Annotated in this window: 14 protein-coding genes and 1 other annotated feature; of the genes, 3 read left to right on the forward strand and 11 right to left on the reverse strand. The window is 36.4% G+C overall.

Features of this window, described 5'->3' with window-relative positions; all coding sequences use genetic code 11:
* Positions 1-346: 346 nt before the first annotated feature.
* From BFJ97_RS06230 to BFJ97_RS06240, 3 genes are all read right to left on the reverse strand, one after another.
* Entirely contained in the window at positions 347-2,992 is a 2,646-nt protein-coding gene (locus BFJ97_RS06230) for a valine--tRNA ligase (RefSeq protein WP_068983776.1), read from the reverse strand.
* A 126-nt stretch (positions 2,993-3,118) separates the two neighbouring features.
* Positions 3,119-3,407 (reverse strand) — a binding site (T-box leader).
* Between the two features lie 277 nt (positions 3,408-3,684).
* Positions 3,685-4,353 (reverse strand): valyl-tRNA synthetase, encoded by a 669-nt coding sequence (locus tag BFJ97_RS06235; RefSeq protein WP_223553547.1) that lies wholly within the window; start codon positions 4,351-4,353, stop codon positions 3,685-3,687.
* Positions 4,354-4,680: 327 nt separating this feature from the next.
* On the reverse strand, positions 4,681-5,127 hold the full coding sequence (locus BFJ97_RS06240; RefSeq protein ID WP_068983778.1) for a CoxG family protein: 447 nt from the start codon (positions 5,125-5,127) through the stop codon (positions 4,681-4,683).
* A 668-nt stretch (positions 5,128-5,795) separates the two neighbouring features.
* Here BFJ97_RS06240 and BFJ97_RS06245 point away from each other — a divergent pair.
* The gene (locus BFJ97_RS06245) at positions 5,796-6,491 is read left to right on the forward strand and encodes a VC0807 family protein (protein WP_068983779.1); all 696 of its coding nucleotides are present in this window, start codon (positions 5,796-5,798) and stop codon (positions 6,489-6,491) included.
* Positions 6,492-7,187: 696 nt separating this feature from the next.
* Complete coding sequence (locus tag BFJ97_RS06250; protein WP_068983780.1) at positions 7,188-8,750, forward strand: glycoside hydrolase family 10 protein; 1,563 nt, start codon at positions 7,188-7,190, stop codon at positions 8,748-8,750.
* Between the two features lie 453 nt (positions 8,751-9,203).
* Here the strand turns inward: BFJ97_RS06250 and hemL are convergent, their stop codons facing one another.
* The 6 genes from hemL to hemA form a co-directional block, all read right to left on the reverse strand.
* On the reverse strand, positions 9,204-10,496 hold the full coding sequence (hemL, locus tag BFJ97_RS06255; protein WP_068983781.1) for a glutamate-1-semialdehyde 2,1-aminomutase: 1,293 nt from the start codon (positions 10,494-10,496) through the stop codon (positions 9,204-9,206).
* Positions 10,497-11,477, reverse strand: coding sequence for a porphobilinogen synthase (gene hemB / locus BFJ97_RS06260; protein WP_068983782.1), 981 nt, complete (start codon positions 11,475-11,477; stop codon positions 10,497-10,499).
* On the reverse strand, positions 11,474-12,235 hold the full coding sequence (locus BFJ97_RS06265; RefSeq protein WP_068983783.1) for a uroporphyrinogen-III synthase: 762 nt from the start codon (positions 12,233-12,235) through the stop codon (positions 11,474-11,476). The genes hemB and BFJ97_RS06265 overlap by 4 nt, the downstream gene beginning before the upstream one ends.
* Complete coding sequence (gene hemC / locus BFJ97_RS06270; protein WP_068983784.1) at positions 12,225-13,157, reverse strand: hydroxymethylbilane synthase; 933 nt, start codon at positions 13,155-13,157, stop codon at positions 12,225-12,227. The genes BFJ97_RS06265 and hemC overlap by 11 nt, the downstream gene beginning before the upstream one ends.
* Positions 13,158-13,175: 18 nt before the next feature.
* The gene (locus BFJ97_RS06275; RefSeq protein ID WP_068983785.1) at positions 13,176-14,003 is read right to left on the reverse strand and encodes a cytochrome C assembly family protein; all 828 of its coding nucleotides are present in this window, start codon (positions 14,001-14,003) and stop codon (positions 13,176-13,178) included.
* 194 nt (positions 14,004-14,197) lie between these two features.
* A complete protein-coding gene (gene hemA / locus BFJ97_RS06280; RefSeq protein ID WP_068983786.1) occupies positions 14,198-15,562 on the reverse strand; it encodes a glutamyl-tRNA reductase in 1,365 nt (454 codons plus the stop codon).
* A 247-nt stretch (positions 15,563-15,809) separates the two neighbouring features.
* Between hemA and BFJ97_RS24005 the strand changes: the two genes are divergently transcribed.
* Positions 15,810-15,983, forward strand: a complete 174-nt coding sequence (locus tag BFJ97_RS24005) for a hypothetical protein (protein WP_175401689.1) — start codon at positions 15,810-15,812, stop codon at positions 15,981-15,983.
* A gap of 61 nt (positions 15,984-16,044) precedes the next feature.
* Here the strand turns inward: BFJ97_RS24005 and BFJ97_RS06285 are convergent, their stop codons facing one another.
* Together BFJ97_RS06285 and BFJ97_RS06290 are read right to left on the reverse strand one after the other, a co-directional pair.
* Positions 16,045-18,951 (reverse strand): vWA domain-containing protein, encoded by a 2,907-nt coding sequence (locus BFJ97_RS06285; protein WP_068983787.1) that lies wholly within the window; start codon positions 18,949-18,951, stop codon positions 16,045-16,047.
* Positions 18,952-18,968: 17 nt separating this feature from the next.
* Positions 18,969-20,420, reverse strand: coding sequence for an S-layer homology domain-containing protein (locus tag BFJ97_RS06290; protein WP_068983788.1), 1,452 nt, complete (start codon positions 20,418-20,420; stop codon positions 18,969-18,971).
* Positions 20,421-20,458 lie beyond the last annotated feature (38 nt).

Here is a 20,458-nt window from a genome sequence, read left to right on the forward strand (position 1 = left end):
TACTACAATATCTCTATTTTAGTACAAGTGATGCCCAATACACATATATTTCGAAAAAAACTCTTGTTTACTTACACCATTTCACTGAATTTTGAGGTGGGCGTCTTGTACCTGCCTCTTTGCTTTCGATACGATAAATTACTGCCCGTTCATCCGAGATAAAAATACCTTTCGCTATAATAATTACGAAATTCCGACAATTTACCATCGACTGGTAATTAATTAGCGAACCATACTATTCAACAACGGGTATAATGAATTGTTTTAAAAATACATTCCCTATAATGTATATCTTTTGGCGCATATAAAAACAGCGGATGACTTTTCATCATCCGCTGTTTCCTATTTACATATTTTTTAGTTCTTCTAAACGTTTTAATACAATCGCATGTTTACTTTCGTAATCGGCTAATTTTTCACGCTCCGCATTAACTAATGCTTCCGGCGCTTTAGACACGAATTTCTCATTCGATAATTTACCAGTTACAAGCTTCACTTCTTTTGCCCATTTTTCTAATTCTTTTTCAAGACGAGCAATTTCTTCTTCTAGATTAATAAGTCCAACAAGCGGTAAGAATAGCTCAGCTCCAGTTACTACTGCTGTCATTGACTGACCAGGAGCCTCTAAACCTTCTCCAATTGTTAGTGATTCTGGATTACAGAATTTTTCTAAGTACGCTTTATTGGCTTCAAGTACTGTAACCGTTGTAGCATCCTTCGCTGAAATATATAACGGCACTTTTTTGCTCATTGGTGTATTAACTTCCGCACGAATATTACGTACTGAACGTATAATATCCATTAGGAGCTTCATATTGTCTGCTTCCTCTGCAAAATGAAGATCCTCACGTACAGTTGGCCATGCTGCCACTGTGATTGATTCACCTTCATGAGGTAAGTGCTGCCAGATTTCTTCCGTAATGAATGGCATGAATGGGTGTAATAGACGCATCGTTTGATCTAAAACATAAGCTAAAATAGAACGAGTTGTTTTCTTAGCTGCTTCATCATCACCGTATAACGGTAATTTCGCCATTTCAATATACCAAGAACAGAAATCATCCCAAATGAAGTTATACAGCTCGCGGCCAACTTCACCAAATTCGTAGCGCTCTGCAAGAGATGTTACACGTTCAATTGTTTCATTCAAGCGAGTAAGAATCCATTTATCGGCAACTGATTTTTCACCAGTTAAGTCGATTTCATCATATGTCATACCTTCCATGTTCATTAAAGCGAAACGAGAGGCATTCCAAATCTTATTAGAGAAGTTCCATACAGCTTCTACTTTTTCAGTTGTATAGCGTAAATCTTGACCAGGTGATGATCCAGTAGCTAAGAAGTAACGTAATGAATCGGCACCGTATTGATCAATAACGTCCATAGGGTCTACACCATTGCCAAGTGATTTACTCATCTTGCGTCCTTCACCATCACGTACTAAACCGTGAATTAATACATCTTTGAATGGGCGCTGACCTGTAAATTCAAGACCTTGGAAAATCATTCGAGATACCCAGAAGAAAATAATATCATAACCAGTTACAAGTGTGCTTGTTGGATAGTAACGTTTATATTCTTCATTTGTCTCATCTGGCCAACCCATTGTTGAAAATGGCCATAGCGCTGAAGAGAACCATGTATCTAATACGTCTTCATCTTGTGTCCAATTCTCTGCATCTGCTGGCGCTTCTTTTCCTACGTAAATCTCACCTGTTTCATTGTGATACCATGCTGGGATTTGATGACCCCACCATAATTGGCGAGAGATACACCAGTCACGGATATTTTCCATCCAGCGAGAATATGTGTTTTCAAAACGAGATGGTACGAAGTTTACTTTTCCTTCTTCATCTTGTTGAAGCGCAAGTGAAGCATCAGCAAGTGGTTGCATTTTTACGAACCATTGTGCTGAAAGATATGGCTCTACAACAGCACCAGAACGTTCAGAGTGACCTACTGAATGGGTATGCTCTTCAATGCGAATAAGCACGCCTGCCTCTTGTAGATCAGCTACAATTTGCTTACGGCATTCAAAACGGTCCATACCATTATACTTGCCAGCAAGCTCGTTCATTGTACCATCTTCATGCATTACAAGAATACGTTCTAAGTTGTGGCGGTTCCCAACCTCAAAGTCGTTTGGATCATGTGCCGGTGTCATTTTTACAACTCCAGTACCAAATTCCATATCTACGTAGTCATCTGCTACGATAGGGATTTCACGACCAACAATTGGTAAAATAACTGTTTTACCAATTAAGTGTTGATAACGCTCATCATTCGGGTGAACTGCTACTCCCGAGTCACCTAGCATTGTTTCAGGGCGTGTTGTCGCTACTTCCACAAATCCTGAGCCATCAGCTAATGGGTATTTCATGTGATAGAAAGCACCTTGAACATCGTGATAGATAACTTCAATATCTGATAACGCTGTTTTCGCAGCAGGGTCCCAGTTAATAATACGTTCACCACGATAGATTAAACCTTTTTCATATAATTGAATGAACACGGTTTTAACTGCATCGGAAAGACCTTTATCAAGTGTGAAACGCTCACGAGAATAATCTAATGCAAGGCCAAGCTTCGCCCATTGGTCGCGAATATGACTAGCGTACTCCTCTTTCCATTCCCATGTTTTTTCGAGGAATTTTTCACGACCTAAATCATAACGTGTAATATTATCTTCACGCAGTTTAGCCTCTACTTTTGCTTGTGTCGCTATACCTGCATGGTCCATTCCAGGTAACCAAAGTGCATCATACCCTTGCATGCGCTTCATACGAATTAAAATATCTTGTAACGTTGTATCCCAAGCATGACCAAGATGTAGTTTACCTGTTACATTCGGTGGTGGAATAACGATTGAATAAGGTTCCTTTTCACTCGTAGGCTGTGCCTCGAAAAATTTCCCTTGTAACCACCATTCATAACGACCCGCTTCAATGGACAGCGGATCATATTTTGTTGGCATTGAGATGTTTTCTGTCATTTTGACTCCTCCAGTTGATTCATTAGTTTCACCAATGTGAGATCGTACCAATCATTCTGTTTTATGTCTCATACCGAGGCACATTGACCAGAAGATTTAATGAAAATAAAAAAAACTCCTAACGTCTAAAAGGACGAAGGAGTTTAAATTCGCGGTACCACCTTTAATTCCAGCAGAGGCGAGTTAAGCAGTCACTTTACACACATTCCATCAGGAAATAGCATGCACTACTTTGCTTAAGCCTTTTACTACTGGCTCTCAATTCGGTAACGGTGTTTAACCGGCTTTAACTACTGTTAGTTCACTAAAGCTGCTCGAGGGCTACATTCAATTAGGTACATATAGAAACTTTTCAGCTACCGTTTCCTCTCTTAAAATGTACTATTAATTTACTCTTCCCTGTCATAGCATCTATATTCGACTTTTTCACATTGTACCGCAGAATCGTACAATTTTTCAAGTGATTTAGTCATTTTTTAGGAAGCACTACAAAGTAAGTAGAAAAGGAAGTGAAAATTCAAATGCGACGACGTAAGTATAATCCCTGGCTTTTACCACCATGGATACGACAAGTTCGTTTTTATTGTAGAACGATCATCGTGCCAATTTGTGCTTTTCAATTTATACGTGTCATCATTATTCCAACATCCGGTGATTTCATCATCCTATTGCTCTTGCTACTTCTATGCTATTTACTTTTGAATGATATTATTTAAAACACGAACCTTTAGCGGTGTATAGTCTTCCGTTAAATCCCAAATCATTGATGGAACTTCATGCCAAGAGCTAGACTCACGAACTACAATATGACTTGAGGATTCTCTCAACACTGTTTTTTGCTCAATCGATGTAGTTTTTTCTTTTTTGGCTGAAGCTACTGTAGCTTCAGACTTTTCCTTTTGTGCTGAAAATGTTACAGCTTTTGATTTTTCTTCTTGTATCGAAGCAACTACAGCTGCAGGTTGTTTTACTTGCGCTGTTTCTTCTACAAGCGTAACCTTCTCTATTTGGGCTGAAGCATTTACAGCGATAGACTGTTCTTCTAAAACATGAGCTTTTTCAAATGTTTGCTCATGCTCATTAAAAATACTTGTAACCGTCCATTCGAGCTGACACATTTGATTTGTCAGTGTAGGTCGAATATCCTTGACCATTAAATCTTCAATAGCAGAATCCCTAGGTAAATCCACATTTAAAGGAACTGCATACTCAAAATACCCAGTATCTCCTTGAATATCAAGTGTATCAATTTGTACTAATTCTTCATCATCCATGAAAGCTTGCATGTCTCGAAAATCAAAGCGAACATGTGCGGTGATGTGATAAATACCCATTAATCTTAGTGAATCTTCTAGCTGCATTGTCTGCCACCTCGGTTTAATTTGCACAGCTGCTATTTCTGTTGGGCAGCCATAACCAGGAAAACAGAAAGTTTCACTCATATTCCAAGTTTTGTGTTCGATAATAATCCCTCCCCTTGCATCATATGAAGCTTCGGAGATTAATATGCTATAAGAATAGTAAATAAGGGTACTGATGATCAAGAAGGTTTTTCGACGCGCATCCCTTCTTGATAACTAATATAATTGCTTACAAAAGTTCACGTAGAAATTTTTATTTTTTCATTAAAAATGGCATACTAGAAAATACTTCTAGCATGCCATTTTACTGTTGGTTTAACAGCTTTATTATACATTCACCAATTTAATTTTATTTGCTACACGATCTGTTAACATTTGTGTTGCTTTTGGTACGATTGGCTTAAAGATTGGATTTAAAACAGGACCAGCTAATCCTCCTGCCTTTACTTCTAAATAGCCTGTCATTTTTGTATGATCTGCATCAATACTTTCTGCAAGGAAATAACCGTTCCCTGAAAAGTTATCAGAAAGTCCTTTTAATTCGAAAGTTACTTTAGTAGGTGCTAACCACTCTAAAATAGTAATTTCTACTTCAACTGTTTTTTTCAGAACACCGACGTTACCTTTAAACGTCCATGTTGAATGTTTTTCATCAATCATTTCATGTGCATTATAACCTGGGACAAGCTTTGCCCATTTTTCCATATCACTGACGAAATCCCATACATTTTCAATTCCTACGGGTACTTCGACTATGTGTGTGCCTGTTGCCATATCAATTCACTACTTTCTTTTATGAATAGATATATTATAAACGATTTCGCCCACAATTTGGCTATGCTGAAAGTTTTAATTTTGACAAAAAAAAATCTTCCAGTAAAAACGCTCGTCTTCCGATTTACAAAATTCAGAAAATCCATTCAAGATAAATCCATATCTGTATTAAAGTGAGACTTTGAGTTGTTGCTCTCTATTTACATGCTACTTTCACGTAGAGTATGTTGATCGCTGTTTCACTTTTGCAGACACCTACTTTCCACTATGTAATTATCTGTATAAAATTATTACCTTTAAGGAATTTCATATTTTTACCTATGTACTGCTGCTTTTTCAGCTATCTAACTAATAGAGCAATTAAACAGGTTTACGAAGTGTTTTATCATGGATAAGCCAATGATTAGATTAGTGGAGGTTTAGACTTCATCGTCTCACCCTGCTGTAACAGTAAATCTTTCTTGCTAGTCATACCTGTTCATATTACCTAATATGTATAAATGTAGTATACTAGAACGAAATGTCCGATTATTCAGTCATTAAAACAACATAGCAATTAAGTTTAAGAACAATATTTTAGCTTGTTCAACTATTGGGCAAAATTATGTAGTTTAATCTTCTATAAGTATTAAAAGGCGCAAGCTGAATAGGGATAAATGGAGGGAAATATGGTGAAAAAACAACGTTCAAACAAAATATTAATTTTATTCGAGTTGATTTTTTATGCAGTATTACCTTATTTTATATGGAATTTTGGTAGAGAGCCTTTAGGTGATTATACAGCAATGCTAATTTCAACCATTCCCGGGATTGTTTATACCATTTACCGCTTTATTTTAGATAAGCAATTTAACATTACAGGCTTATTAATTTTATGCTCTCTAACACTAGGTACGACGGTTAATTTGCTATCAGGTTCAGCAGAGCAAATGATTTGGAATGGTGTATATCTAAGTCTCTTCTATACATTTCTTTATATTGTTACGCTAATGATTAAGCGTCCTCTTTCTTTATATTTTGCTGTTGATTTTGTATATTTGCAAGGTTATGCACGAATGGAGAGCCGAGCATTATTTTTTCAAAAAGGCATCTTTAAATGGTTTCAATTTATTCAGGTTATTTTCATCATAAGAGGACTTTTTATGGCAGGATTAACAGTATACCTACTCCAAAAATACGGAATTGATGGTTATGGTGGCATGTTGATATATAAGCAAATCGCAGGTTGGGCTTTCTCGATTTTACTTATAGGTATGTTCTTTTATATAAATGTCCCAGTACGAAACTTTTTTGCTCAGCAACAAAATAAATTACAAGACAACAATAATCTAGCTCTCCAACAATCAAACGCAACTGTTGAATAGGCTTTATTTTCTTCTTCTCCTAACAGGGGCTTTCGTTTAATAAAAATAGGGCATCAACGAAGTAGTTATAGAAGGCCCTAACAAGAAAAATGATTGAGCTGATTGAGTTTATTCCTTTTCTCTTGGCATTGCCTTAGATATTCCCGCAAATGTAAATGAGTTACGTCCTCAACATTGATTGTAGCTTTGTAAAAAAGATTGATTGTTTATAATAAAGATTGATAAAAATCATCTCTTTAGTTATCCTTTGAGATGATTTTTTTATTGGACATTTATGTTAAAACTGATCCTTATCTTGTAAAGAATTTCTTCCAATCCTTCCACCGTATGGTCCACTTTATCAAACGAACTTAACAATTGACCAAATGGTTGCTATTCAACGCTCTCATAAAATTGGCGTCAAGAATATAAATAAATGGAATTTACCGGTGAAGGGAGAATAATTGGGGGTTTGTGGTATTATATAGTTAGCGAAGAAATAGAATAAAATTTTCCAACGAGCTTCGCAAACAATTGAAATTACCAATAGAGGGTCCTACCGACAAAATGCTACAGACCAAATTACTGTAAGACACTTTTTGGAAGGATAAATCAGTTCCTACTTTTATAGAATAGGCTCTAAATGGTATTTACTTAGGTTATAGTAACAGCTAGGTTTTTAATAGCTGAGAATTAAAAGGAGAGATTTCATTATTTATGTTTAAAAATTTTTTTGGAAAGTGCTTAGTAACTTTTTTTGTTTTACTTTTACTTATCCCTGTATTTACAAATCAAAAGGCTTCAGCTAATTCACTACCTCAAAATGAAATGCGTGCAGCCTGGATTGCAACAGTATCTAATATTGATATGAAGGCAGGTATGAGTAAAACCCAATATACTCAATGGGTTCAAAGTACCTTAGACAAATTAAAAGCTGATAACTTTAATGCAGTTATTTTTCAAGTTAAGCCATTAAATGATGCACTGTACCCGTCTAAGCTTGCTCCATGGTCATCGTATATAACAGGCAATACACAAGGGACTAATCCGGGTTTTGATCCATTGCAAATAATGCTAGACGAAGCACATAAGCGAGGATTAGAACTTCATGCTTGGGTAAACCCATATAGGGTCACTATGCCTTCGCAATCTTTGACTAATCTTGCTGCCGATAATGTAGCCCGTAAAAATCCTAATTGGGTAGTGAAATACGGTAAACAATACTATTTAGATCCTGGTTTGCCGGAAGTTCAAAATTACTTATTATCAACCATAGAAGAATTAGTAAGCAACTATGATATCGACGCTGTACATATGGATGATTACTTCTATCCTTATAAAATAAAAGGAGAGACTTTTCAAGATCAACAAACTTTTAAAAAGTATGGTGGCTCATTCAAGAATATTGAAGACTGGCGCAGAAATAATGTTAATCAATTAGTAAAAAAGGTTTATGCAAGCATTAAGGCAATTAAACCTCATGTTCAATATGGAATATCTCCGTTTGGAATTTGGCGAAACAAAGGGCAAGATTCTACTGGTAGTAATACGAATGGAATGAGTAACTACGATGATCTTTATGCTGATACAAGACAGTGGATTAAAGATGGAAGTATCGATTATATTGCTCCTCAAATCTATTGGTCCAGAAATCATAAAGCAGCAAATTACTCTGTTTTATTAGATTGGTGGGGAAGAGAAGTTCAAACGTACGCAAAAGTCCATCCAGTTAATTTATATATTGGCATGGCCAATCATAAAGTTGGAAATGATTCTGATACTGCATGGAATAATAAGACGGAACTTGTCAACCAAGTAATCGCCAACAGAGCAAATAAAAATGCTCAAGGACAAATGCATTTTTCTCTAAGAAGTATTAACAATAACGCTCTTGGATATGCTTCTTATCTAAATCAGCAACTATACAATTATAAAGCTTTAACACCTACAATTTATTGGAAAGGCTCTGCAATACCTTTATGTCCAACTGATGTTAAATTGAGTAAAGAGTCTTTCGGCATGAAGCTTACTATTACAGATGAAAATAGTACTCAACCAAGGAAATATGTAATATACCGATTTGATGGAACAAAAGAAGGATCATATGAAGACGTTAAAAATATAGTAGACGTGGTTTATAACACACAAGGTAATACTATTTATGTAGATACTATTGCAAATAATAGTAAAGTATACACATATGGTATAAAGTCTATATCTGCTACAGGTGTGGAAAGTAAAACTGCTTTTGTTCTAAAATACGGAGATCCTTACCAGTAGCAATAAAGCCAACACCTGAAGGGCCAGAGAAACCAGAATAACCTGTAGATTCAAAGTCTATTAGTAGAAAATAATCGATCTTTTTTATTAAAACCAATCTTATATTTGAGGGATAAGAATCCATTTTGATCAATCTTTTTTCAAAATGGATTCTTTTTATTTATCGAAAAATGCTGGCTTGTGAAGAATTTTTGATCAAACTTTATTTTAAAGCAACATTGATTAGCCCCTTATCAAGGCAATGTTCAATAAATAGATAGAGTTTAATTTTGCACGTTTACTTAAGTATGTTGTTGAATCGTCTATCTGCAATAAATCCTCATGTGCAAATTTTATAAGCATACAAAAAACCACCTCCTATCAAATGTTAGAATTGATAAGAAGTGGTTACTAATTTGTTAATGGATTGAGAATTACACTACTTCATAAAAGGAACGTATTTTCGCTCTCTTTTTATCTTGCTAATTGTGCAAATACTTTATGGAAGGCTTCAACCGTTTTTGCGATATGCTCCTCCGTATGTGCAGTAGAAATGAATAATCCTTCAAATTGAGATGGCGGTAAGAAAATACCTTCCTCTGCCATTAGACGGAAATATTCAGCGAATAATTGTAAATCAGACGTTTTTGCTGAAGCAAAATCAATAACATCTTCATTCGTAAAGAAGAAACCTATCATGGAACCGGCACGATTAACAGTGTGTGGAATATTGTATTTCGTTGCTGCCTCTCGGAAACCAGCTTCTAATTGATCACCTAATTTTTTGAAGTATTCATACGTACTTTTATCTAGGCGAGATAATGTTTCATAACCAGCAGTCATTGCTAATGGATTACCTGATAATGTTCCAGCTTGATAAATTGGACCTGCTGGTGCTACTTGCTCCATAATCTCTTTTTTCCCTGCAAATGCACCGACAGGAAGTCCACCGCCAATTACTTTTCCTAATGTTGTCATATCTGGTGTTACATCAAAATAACCTTGTGCACAGCCATAGTCAACACGGAAGCCTGTCATCACTTCATCAAAAATCAACAATGTTCCATGTTCCTTTGTTAATTCACGTAAGCCTTGTAGGAAGCCTGGTAGTGGAGGCACTACGCCCATATTACCTGCGACTGGCTCAACAATTACTGCTGCAAGCTCTGAACCAAATTTTTCGAAAACTAGTTTTGCCCCTTCCAAATCATTGTACGCTACAGTTAATGTGTTACGTGCAATATCTGCTGGGACACCAGGGCTGTCTGGTAAACCTAATGTAGCTACACCAGAGCCAGCCTTAATAAGCAAGGAATCTCCGTGACCATGATAAGAGCCCTCAAATTTTAATATTTTATCGCGCCCTGTAACACCGCGAGCTACGCGTAAAGCAGACATCGTAGCCTCTGTCCCTGAAGACACGAAGCGAATCATTTCCATACCAGGAAGTCGATCTAATACTAATTTAGCTAATCGATTTTCTGTATAGCTTGGTGCTCCAAACGAAGAGCCTTTCGCCGCCGTTTCTGCAATTGCTTTGACAACTTCTGGATGCGTATGACCTAAAATAAGAGGTCCCCATGATAATACATAATCAATATACTCATTGCCATCAATGTCTTTAATGATAGCGCCATGACCAGACTCCATGAAAATCGGATCCATATTTACGGATTTGAATGCACGTACTGGACTACTAACACCACCTGGCATTAAGTTAATGGCTTCAGCATAAGCTTGTTTTGATTTTTCGTAAGAACGCGTCATTTATTTCTCCTCCAACCAACGTACAACATCTTTAGCATGATACGTAATGATTAAATCTGAGCCTGCACGTTTCATGCTAAGTAACGTTTCAAGCACTACTTTTTTCTCTTCAATCCAACCATTAATTGCAGCTGCTTTAATCATTGCATATTCACCAGAAACGTTGTATGCAACAATCGGTAATGTATAGTTATTTTTCACATCACGAATAATATCTAAATAACTTAGAGCTGGTTTAACAATTAAGAAATCTGCACCTTCTGCAATATCCGACTCTGCTTCACGGAATGCCTCCATACGATTCGATGGATCCATTTGGTATGATTTACGATCGCCAAATTGAGGCGCACCATCAGCTGCTTCTCGGAATGGGCCATAGTAGCTAGATGCATATTTTACGGCATATGACATAATCGGAACATTTTCAAAGCCAGCTTCATCTAGACCTGCACGAATCGCTGCCACAAAACCATCCATCATATTGGAAGGAGCGATGATATCCGCACCAGCTTTTGCTTGTGATACTGCTGTACGTGCTAAAACATCTAATGAAGAATCATTTAGAATTTGATCGCCTTCAATTAAGCCACAATGACCATGGTCTGTAAATTCACATAAACATGTATCTGCAATAACTAAAAGCTCTGGGTAACGAGCTTTAATAAGTCGTGTTGCTTCTTGAACAATACCATGATCATGGAATGCACCAGTTCCGACTGCATCTTTTTCTGCAGGTAAGCCAAATAAAATAACCGCAGGAATACCCAAAGCAACAACTTCATCAATCTCAGCTTCAAGTTTATCTAATGAAAATTGAAAAACTCCCGGCATAGAAGATACTTCGTTTTTAATATTTTCGCCTTCAATAACGAAAATTGGATAAATTAAGTCTTCTTTGTGTAAGTATGTTTCTTTTACCATAGATCGTATTGCAGCATTTGCACGCAAACGACGATGTCTTTGAAATTGTAATTTTGTCATTTTCTTTCTCCTACTTTCATTATTTCCTCGATGACTGCTTGCATTGTATATACGTTCGGCATAACATCCACAGTAGCACCGTAATGTAAAATAGCTGCTTCTGTAATATGACCGATTGCTGCTAGGCGTGCTGTCTCCCAACCAATTACCGAAGCTACATCCTTTGCGTAGACATCAACAGCGGAAGGGCTAGCAAAAATCACGGTGACGTCACTATTCTTATGGATACAATCCATAATTACTAGTTTTTGATCGTGTCGCTCAATCGTTTCATAAACTGTCCATTCCTCCAATTTAAAGGGCAGCCCTTCCTTCAATGTCTGTTTCGCTTTTTCTCCACGAATAAATAGACAAGTAGAATTGCTACCTACTACGCTAGGAAATTCTTGGACAAATACATCTGCACTAAATATAGAAGGCATAAAACTCACATGGAAGCCTAGGTTTTCTAATGCTGAAGTAGTTTTAGAACCAATAGAAGCAATCTTCACTTGAAAATTCTCAGTACTCAAATTAAAGCGTTGCATTTTACTAGCAAATGCATCTACAGCGTTTTGACTCGTAAAAATGAGCCAATCAAATTGACGCGCAACCTCTAAACGCTCATCATCATTTCTATCGATCAGCTCGCAAGTTTCAATCAACGGGGCAATTACTGCTTGTCCACCTAAAGCTGTAATGTCATCTATAATGGTTGTCGTCTTAGATGTACCTGTCAAAATAATTGTTTTACCTTCTAAAGGCAAATTACTTTGCATCTTGCTCTGCCTTTACTCGTTGAATTAATTCAAAAGCACCTTGCTTCGTTAAAATCTCAGCAAGCTCTTTCCCAACTGTTGCCGCATCAGTGCCAACTACTGTTTCCTTGTAAACAACTGAGGCATCTGGTGCAGCAACAAGACCAGTTAATGTAATTTCTTCCCCATTAGACTTCGCATATCCTGCAATAGGTACTTGACAGCCACCATCCATAGCCGCTAGGAAAGCACGTTCTGCATGTGCTTCTTGCCATGTAATACTATCTGTTAACTTGCCTAATTCCACTAATAGCTCCGTATCGTCTCCACGGCATTCAATACCTAGAGAGCCCTGTGCTACTGCTGGTAGACAATCCTCTACAGGTAAAAACTCAGTAACTACTTCATCGCTCCAACCAAGGCGTTTTAGTCCAGCCGCCGCTAAAATAATGGCATCGTATTCATCAGTTTCAAGTTTAGCTAAGCGTGTATCTACATTTCCACGAATCCATTTAATTTCTATATCTGGGCGGACTGTTAAAAGTTGAGCACTGCGACGAAGAGAACTTGTCCCAACTACAGCTCCTGCTGGAAGATCAGCAAATTTCACATGCCCTTTTGAAATAAATGCATCACGCGCATCTTCACGGGGTGGAATACAGCCAATTACTAATCCTTCTGGCAGTATAGCAGGCATGTCTTTCATAGAATGAACAGCAAAGTCAATTTCTTTGTCATAAAGTGCTTGTTCAATTTCTTTTACGAAAAGTCCTTTACCTCCTACCTTAGATAGCTGCACGTCTAAAATTTGGTCGCCTTTCGTGACAATTTCTTTCACTTCAAACTCAAATGGTGCACCAGCTGCTTTTAACTCATTAATAAACCAATTTGTTTGCGTTAAAGCTAGCTTACTTCTTCTAGAACCTACAATAATTTTTCTCAACAGTCTCCAACCTCTCTTCTAATACCATAAATGGAATCGCGATAAACTACTTCCTAAAAAGAAGTTAACAACAACTAAAAGATAAGCGTATATATGTACCCACGCATAAGTTGTCCCTGTCAGCTTACTTTTACGATTCACATACAATATAAAGCAATACAAAATTAAAATAATAAAGGACCCAATAATCTTCGCATCAAAAACCGAAAGAGTATCTAGCGTTAGTAGTGCCCATTCAAACCCTAAAACTAAACTTATAAACAGCACTGGGATCCCAATGAAAAATGACACATTCATCCAGCTGCTTGTCTGTTGTAGTGATGGTAGCCTTGTCCATAAATGTGACCACTTTTTCTTTTTAAGCAAACGATATACGACTAAATACAATATCGCAAAAACAAAAGTTAATGTAAATGCTGCATACGATAACATCGCAAACGATATATGAATAAAAAGCATTTCCGAAATTAAAGTATCGCTAACTGCTCCCGTTGGTCGTTTCGGCATAAAAGTAAAAATACTAGCGAACAAAAACCCTAGTATATTAATAATGAACACCGGAAGATCAACTCGTGCAATACAGTGCAGAATAATAGATAGTGTTACGAGCAGCCAGGAATAAAAGAGAATCCCTTCAGACAAGGATAAAATCGGAAAACGCTTCGTTTCCACAAAAGTTAATATAATAACGGCACCTTGAATTACCCATACGAATGAAACAAGCCAAAAAGCAATTCGCCTTGCACGTACTTGCTTATAAAAGTAATCAGTAAAGTAAAATACTAGACTGATCGCGTACAAGACGATTATCACTTCGTAGAGCCTTGTCATTGTCAAATCAGCCAATAGACATCCCTTCTTTATATTGAAAGTGCTAAAGTGGTGTACTTTAGCCTAAAAAAAAAACGTTTTCGTATCCTTAGTTTACCATACAGATACGAAAACGCCTCATTTAATATCAGTAGAAAATCTCGTTCGCGGGAAAAGCTCAAAGGATCAACTTTTACTTCTAAAGTTGCACCGCGAACATTTAGACATCTTTAGAAAGAGTACTTTGGTTCAGTGGAAGATTGTGATGACTGTAAGCGTTCTTTGCGTTCAAGCTCTTGCTTTGTCATTGTAGCAATTTCAGCTTCCACAGCGTCCTCAATACCGAAAATTTGTTGGAATAAACGTAACTGTTCATTTGCTTTTGATGAATTTGCCATTTCCTTAGCTTGTAGAATCGGTTCTTTTAACAATTGATTAATAATGGACTTTGTATGCTTACTCAAAATTTTACGTTCTCGATCCGTTAAATCTGGCATTTTATTTTCAATACTAATCATTGTCTCTTCTTGAATATGACTCGCTTTTTTACGTAATGCTGAGATGACTGGGACAACGCCAAGAGTGGCAACCCAATCTTTAAACTCTATAACCTCTTTACTAATCATTGAAGTAATATCAGCCGCAGCGTGTTCACGCTCAGCTAAGTTTGCTTCAACGATGCCTTGTAAATCATCTATATCATATAAGAAAACATTTGGTAAATCCCCAACATGTGGATCAATATCACGTGGAACTGCAATATCTACCATAAATAATGGTTTACCTTTACGCAAACGTTCAACAAATTGCATCAATTCATAATCAATAACATAATCTGTTGCACCTGTAGACGTAATTAAAATATCTGCTTCCAGTAACGAACATTGTAGTTCCTTCATGGATTTTGCTTCGCCGTGGAATTTAGCTGCTAAACTTTCTGCTTTTTCGAACGTACGGTTAATAACGGTTACTTTCCCTACACCGCTACCGTAAAGGTTCTCAATTGCAAGTTCCCCCATTTTTCCTGCACCTAAAATTGCCACATGTTTACGTTTTAAAGATCCGAATATTTTCTTTGCTAATTCAACTGCTGCATAAGAGACTGATACCGCGTTCTCACCGATAGCCGTTTCATTATGTGCACGCTTCGCAAATGTCACCGCTTGTTTAAATAGCTGATTGTATATCGTTCCCGTTGTTCCAATCTCTTGTCCACTTAAGAAGCTTTTCTTTACTTGTCCTAAAATTTGAGTTTCGCCAAGTACCATCGAATCAATTCCAGCTGTCACTTTAAATAGATGCTCGATTGCCTCATCTTCTTCACGAATTGTTAAATACGAAGAAAATGACTCCACCGGCAAGTCGAACCAACCTGCTAAAAATTGTTTAACAAAATGACGTCCAGTATGCAATTGATCAACTACTGCATAAATTTCTGTACGGTTACATGTCGAAACAATCACATTTTCTAATATACTTTTCTGTTTTTGTAGCGCTTCCATTGCCTGTGGTAGTTCACTCTCAATGAATGATAACTTTTCACGAATTTCAACTGGCGCTGTTTTATAATTCAAGCCTACTACGATGGCATGCATGAATAACACCTCTCACGTTCTAATTCATAAATCTCATTATAGCACAGTTCGACAAGAGTTCATCTATTATTTGTGAACATGTCATGAAGAACTGTAATTCGTCATCTACATTAGAATTATTATAAATTAAGTGTACCAAATTATACGTCCTGTTTCAAATTTAATGTTTGATCCTAAATCTTTATAAAGAATCCAGGTGTATTAATTAACCATTTTTATATTTCCTTATTAATCGGAAGGTAATGATTTGCTCTGTGCGAAAGCGGAGCGGCAGCAACAAATGTTTTATCTGTGCGAAAGCGGAGCGGCAGCAACAAATGTTTTATCTGTGCGAAAGCGGAGCGGCAGCAACAAATGTTTTATCTGTGCGAAAGCGGAGCGTCAGCCACAAAGCGCCTATCACAACCCCACGTTATGGTGATGAGCAAAAAAAGCTGAACTAATTGTTAGAATTAGTTCAGCTTAAAAATAACTTTTATCTATTAATTTGTGATTGTCGCAGTTTTTAAAGCAATAATTTTACCATCTTTATCATATGCTATAAACTCTATTTCATCATTCACTTTGAAGTCCTGCATCGTTTGAACTGGTTTTGTTAGCATGTAGACATTATCACTACGCTTCGTCAATTCAAATTGTACATCACCACTTAGAGAAGAGAAACGTACATTTACCTTTTCAACATTTGCACAATTACCATTAATTCTAGCATTCATTGTAATATTGCCTTTGCGTAATGTGACAGTCGTTTCTTCAAATAAATCTTCAGGATTTACGCAACTTGAAGACGATGTTTTATATAAAATTGAATCAATAATTTTTTGGAATACTTGATGTAATTGTAAATTATCAATCGCGTGATAATAAGCGCCACCAGTTTCAGCAGCCAACTGCGTTAAAATCACATCATTCACTTGTGATTTTTTGCCCATACTCACTGTATAAACTTTAACGCCTTGCTTCTTGGCATCGTTCAGCACTTTTGTCATCTTCGATTTACTTGTCTTACCATCTGATACGACAATGATCGCTTTCGAAGTTTTCGTATCATTTGAGAATTTAGACAGTGCTAGTTCTACACCTGCAAAAATATCTGTAGCACCCTTCTCTTTTGATGCTTTATACAGATCTTTTTTCAACACATTTTCTGTACTACCTTCTCCAAGTACAGTAGCTTTTGTATTTGTTTCAATAACAATATTGTTTTTAGCTTTGAGTTGATCGATGACGTCAATCATTTTCTTACCACGATAATTTGACTGATCCATAGCTTTCATAGACGCAGAGTAATCAACTACGTATGCGACCTCCGTTGCTAAAGAAGAAGAATTTTTACTGAAGTAAGGATTAGTGAAGATTTCCTTAGTAAATGTTTTATCTTTTAAATCTTTCAATATTGTTGCATAACGAGGATCAATTTTATTTACTAATGTTGCTTCAACTTTAGATTTCCCATAAATAACTGAATCGAAGTAAGCTACAGCTGTTCCTGGTCCCCCTGTTTTATCTAGATAATCCGAAGTATTTGTAACAAATGAAGCTGTTTTCTCAACACCGTTAAATTTAATTTTTACTGTTCCTTGATAGTCAGTAATAGGTTCTCCACCTGGTCTCACTAATGTAACCATTACTTTTGTATAACGATCTTTACCAGATGGTCTTGATGCCGCGTCCGCACTTTCCTTTAATGCTTCCACTCGTTTTTTATAGGCTTCTACTTGACCGAGCAATTTCCCACCTTGGTATTTTAATAATACTGTTCGATCATAATTACTCAAACCTGTTAAAATAGCATAGATTTTCATCACACTATCATAATGCTCTAGCGTCAGTTGTTTTTCCTCTGGCATATAGCTCATAAGTTGAATAATAGAACCAACTGGGTTAATGTTCTCAACCTGCGAGGCAATCGCATCATCAATTCCTTGAATACGATAAATTGGACGCCCATCCTCTGAAATCATATACATAATTTCTATCGTCTTTTTATCATTAACAGAATCTTTTAAGCGTTTTTGAATAATCGTTTCAAATAGCCAGACTGAAATATTGTAGTTTTCAAATTGTAAAATGGCATTTTTATAACCTAATGCAGGATATTTTTTATCACTACCACCATATTGTAAATAAACATTTTCAACTTTTCCTAAAGCATTCGTTACATTTGTTTGTTGTCCAATACTAAATAGCTTTTCTTCTGGATTAATCCAATGGACATTAATTATATTTTCTGTAAAGAACTCTGGTAATTTTTCAAACGGTACATATGGAGGCGTTACACTTCCATTATCATCAGTATTTGCCGGATCATACACTTGATAATCAATGCGCATTTCTGGCTGAGGCGAATAATGTACTTGTGCATTTAGTTTTTCACCCTCAAGACATTTCATAGCAGGGTCTGTGTTGTTAATAAGCTCAAACGAAATTGTATCACGTACAGATTTTGTTAGTTTTGGCGCAATAACAATTGCAGATACAGTTGAGCCGTCTGATTGTACATTACGAACAGCTTCACCTGATGTGTCAACGATTTTTGCACCATATGATGAAGTTACACGGAATGTGTAAGACTTATCGTCAGGAATTGGATCTCCTTTACAAGTCTTTAAAGATACAGTAATTAGCGTTGAATCTTGGTCATTTGCGATTAAATTTGGTTTTTCAATATCGATACTTTGTAGTGCATTATTGACATACTTTGGTCCAGTAAAATCATTAGAATTGTCCTTCGGCTCTTCAAAGTCTGCGTTGTTTGAGCCCATGAAGCCTGGTGGTAAAGTGATTTTATCGTTATCACGGCCCGCTGCAGTACGTTTTAATCCTTGTACAGCAAAGTTGCCGCTTTGCACAGCACGATATAAAAACTCAGCAATATCTCCACGAGTTAGCTTTGTAGAAGGATTAAAATCGGCAAATGTCTTTTTACCAGTGCTTCCTATTGAAATATCGTTTGTGTATAAATATTGAACTGCCTGAGGCTCATCTAAATCTAAGCCTTTAAAGGCAGCATATATACGTGCAAACTGTCCGCGTGTAACAGCTTTTGAACGATTGGCTGTAGTATAGGTACCATTAAAAGGTAAATAAAAATCACTATAAAAATTATAAGCTACACTGTCGTTATATGTTAATGCATAGTTTCGATCAAGCTTTGCAAACATTACGACAAGCTCTCGCTCAGTAATCTGTTCATTAGGTAAAAAGTTATTAGCGCTATTCAATGAAAGTAAATCATTATCGACTGCCCATGAAATAGCTTTGTAATTGCTATTATTTGTTGGTACATCATTTATTGTCGTAGCTGCCTGAGTAACCGCTGGAGTTGCTGTCACAAAAACTAGTACGAAACAAAGCAATGATAGAAATGCTTTTTTAGCATATGTCATTTGTTTCAGTCCTTTCTTTAATTAAAGAACAAGATGTCGTCGCGATAGTTTTGTTTTAAGTCGTTTTCTAAATATTTTAAGAAACGTTCTAATGCTACAGATGCTTGCGCTCGCGTTAACTCTTGGTTTGGATTAAAACGACCTGTTACAGAGTCACCAGTCATTAACCCTAATTCATTTGCAATGTAAATACCGTCTTTAGCGTACGGTGGAATTTGTGCATCATCCTTAAATTTTGTTACATAACCTGGGTCTGGCGCTTTGTTTTCAAGTCCTAATGCACGCACAAAAATCGTAGCGGCTTGGGCACGTGTAATTGGATTATCTGGTTTAAAATACTCTGGCGTCACACCTTTAATAATTCCCTTTTTAACCGCAGATTCAATATAGGCATAATCTTTTAAAGAAGGTTTCACATCTTTAAAGATACTTGTAGCCGTTGTTTTTTTCGATTTTTTTTCTTCCATAACACGCAAGTCAACTGCCTTACCAATGGCTGTTGTAAAATCAATTCGCTTCATTGGTGTATTTGGCGAGAAGAAGTTACTTGCATCAGAATAAATACCTAATGAGTATAATTTTTCAATAGCTCCCTTAGCGTAATGATTTGTTAAATCACGGAACTTAGGAATAATTAAACGTTCAATTGTTGGCATATATTCTTTGTCTAAGTTAACTGTACCTTTTTGTCCAGAGGCTAAATCATACGTATATTCAGAAATTATATCCTTGTTACTAACAACTGCATAGCCTCCATCAAAGCTACCTAAACTCCCTAGATTTTCCTCGTAGTTTAGTACACGTGATTTACTTGTAGATAATCGATTTTTAACATGACTTGTCTTACCATCACTATAATTATATACAGATTCTGTAATTTGCGTTTCTGTTGCTCCCCAGAAGTTTTCATAGCCCGCATGTCGACTATCCGTATCAATCGTTACAGTATTTTTGACTGCATTTTTCCCAGTCCCAGTTTGATAAGCATATGTTTTTCTCGAAATCACATTCCCTGAGTAATAATCAGAGGCTGCACGATTGTCCGTTACTGTACCTTGAGAAAATTGGTAATCTACCAATGTGTATGTTATTTTCCCAACAACAATTTTCTCTGTATACTTTTTCACTACACCATTCGATGTTTTTTGACCAATCGAAGCATGATCTACAACATCAGATTCATATGCAATATTTCGTGTCAGTGTAGCACCATTACTCGCTGTAAGCTTTAAACTATGTGTTTCAGTTACCTTACCTTTAGATTCTTTTTGTGAAATTTTAATGTCTTTACTAGTGCCTTTAAATATAATAGGTGTTCCTGTAATAAAAACAGCTTCCTCATATGTATACTCATTTTTTACTGCACCTGTTGTTTCTAATGTAGCAGCTGATGCATTTACTGGGATCGTCATTCCAATAACTACAAAAGCAAGAACAACTAACATGAATTTAGATAAATGTTTTCGCATTCGTTTTTGTGTCCCTCTCTTTCATTCAAATGCATACT

Origin of the sequence: Lysinibacillus xylanilyticus, from assembly GCF_001708185.1 — a bacterium.
Classification (GTDB): Bacteria; Bacillota; Bacilli; order Bacillales_A; family Planococcaceae; genus Lysinibacillus; species Lysinibacillus xylanilyticus_A.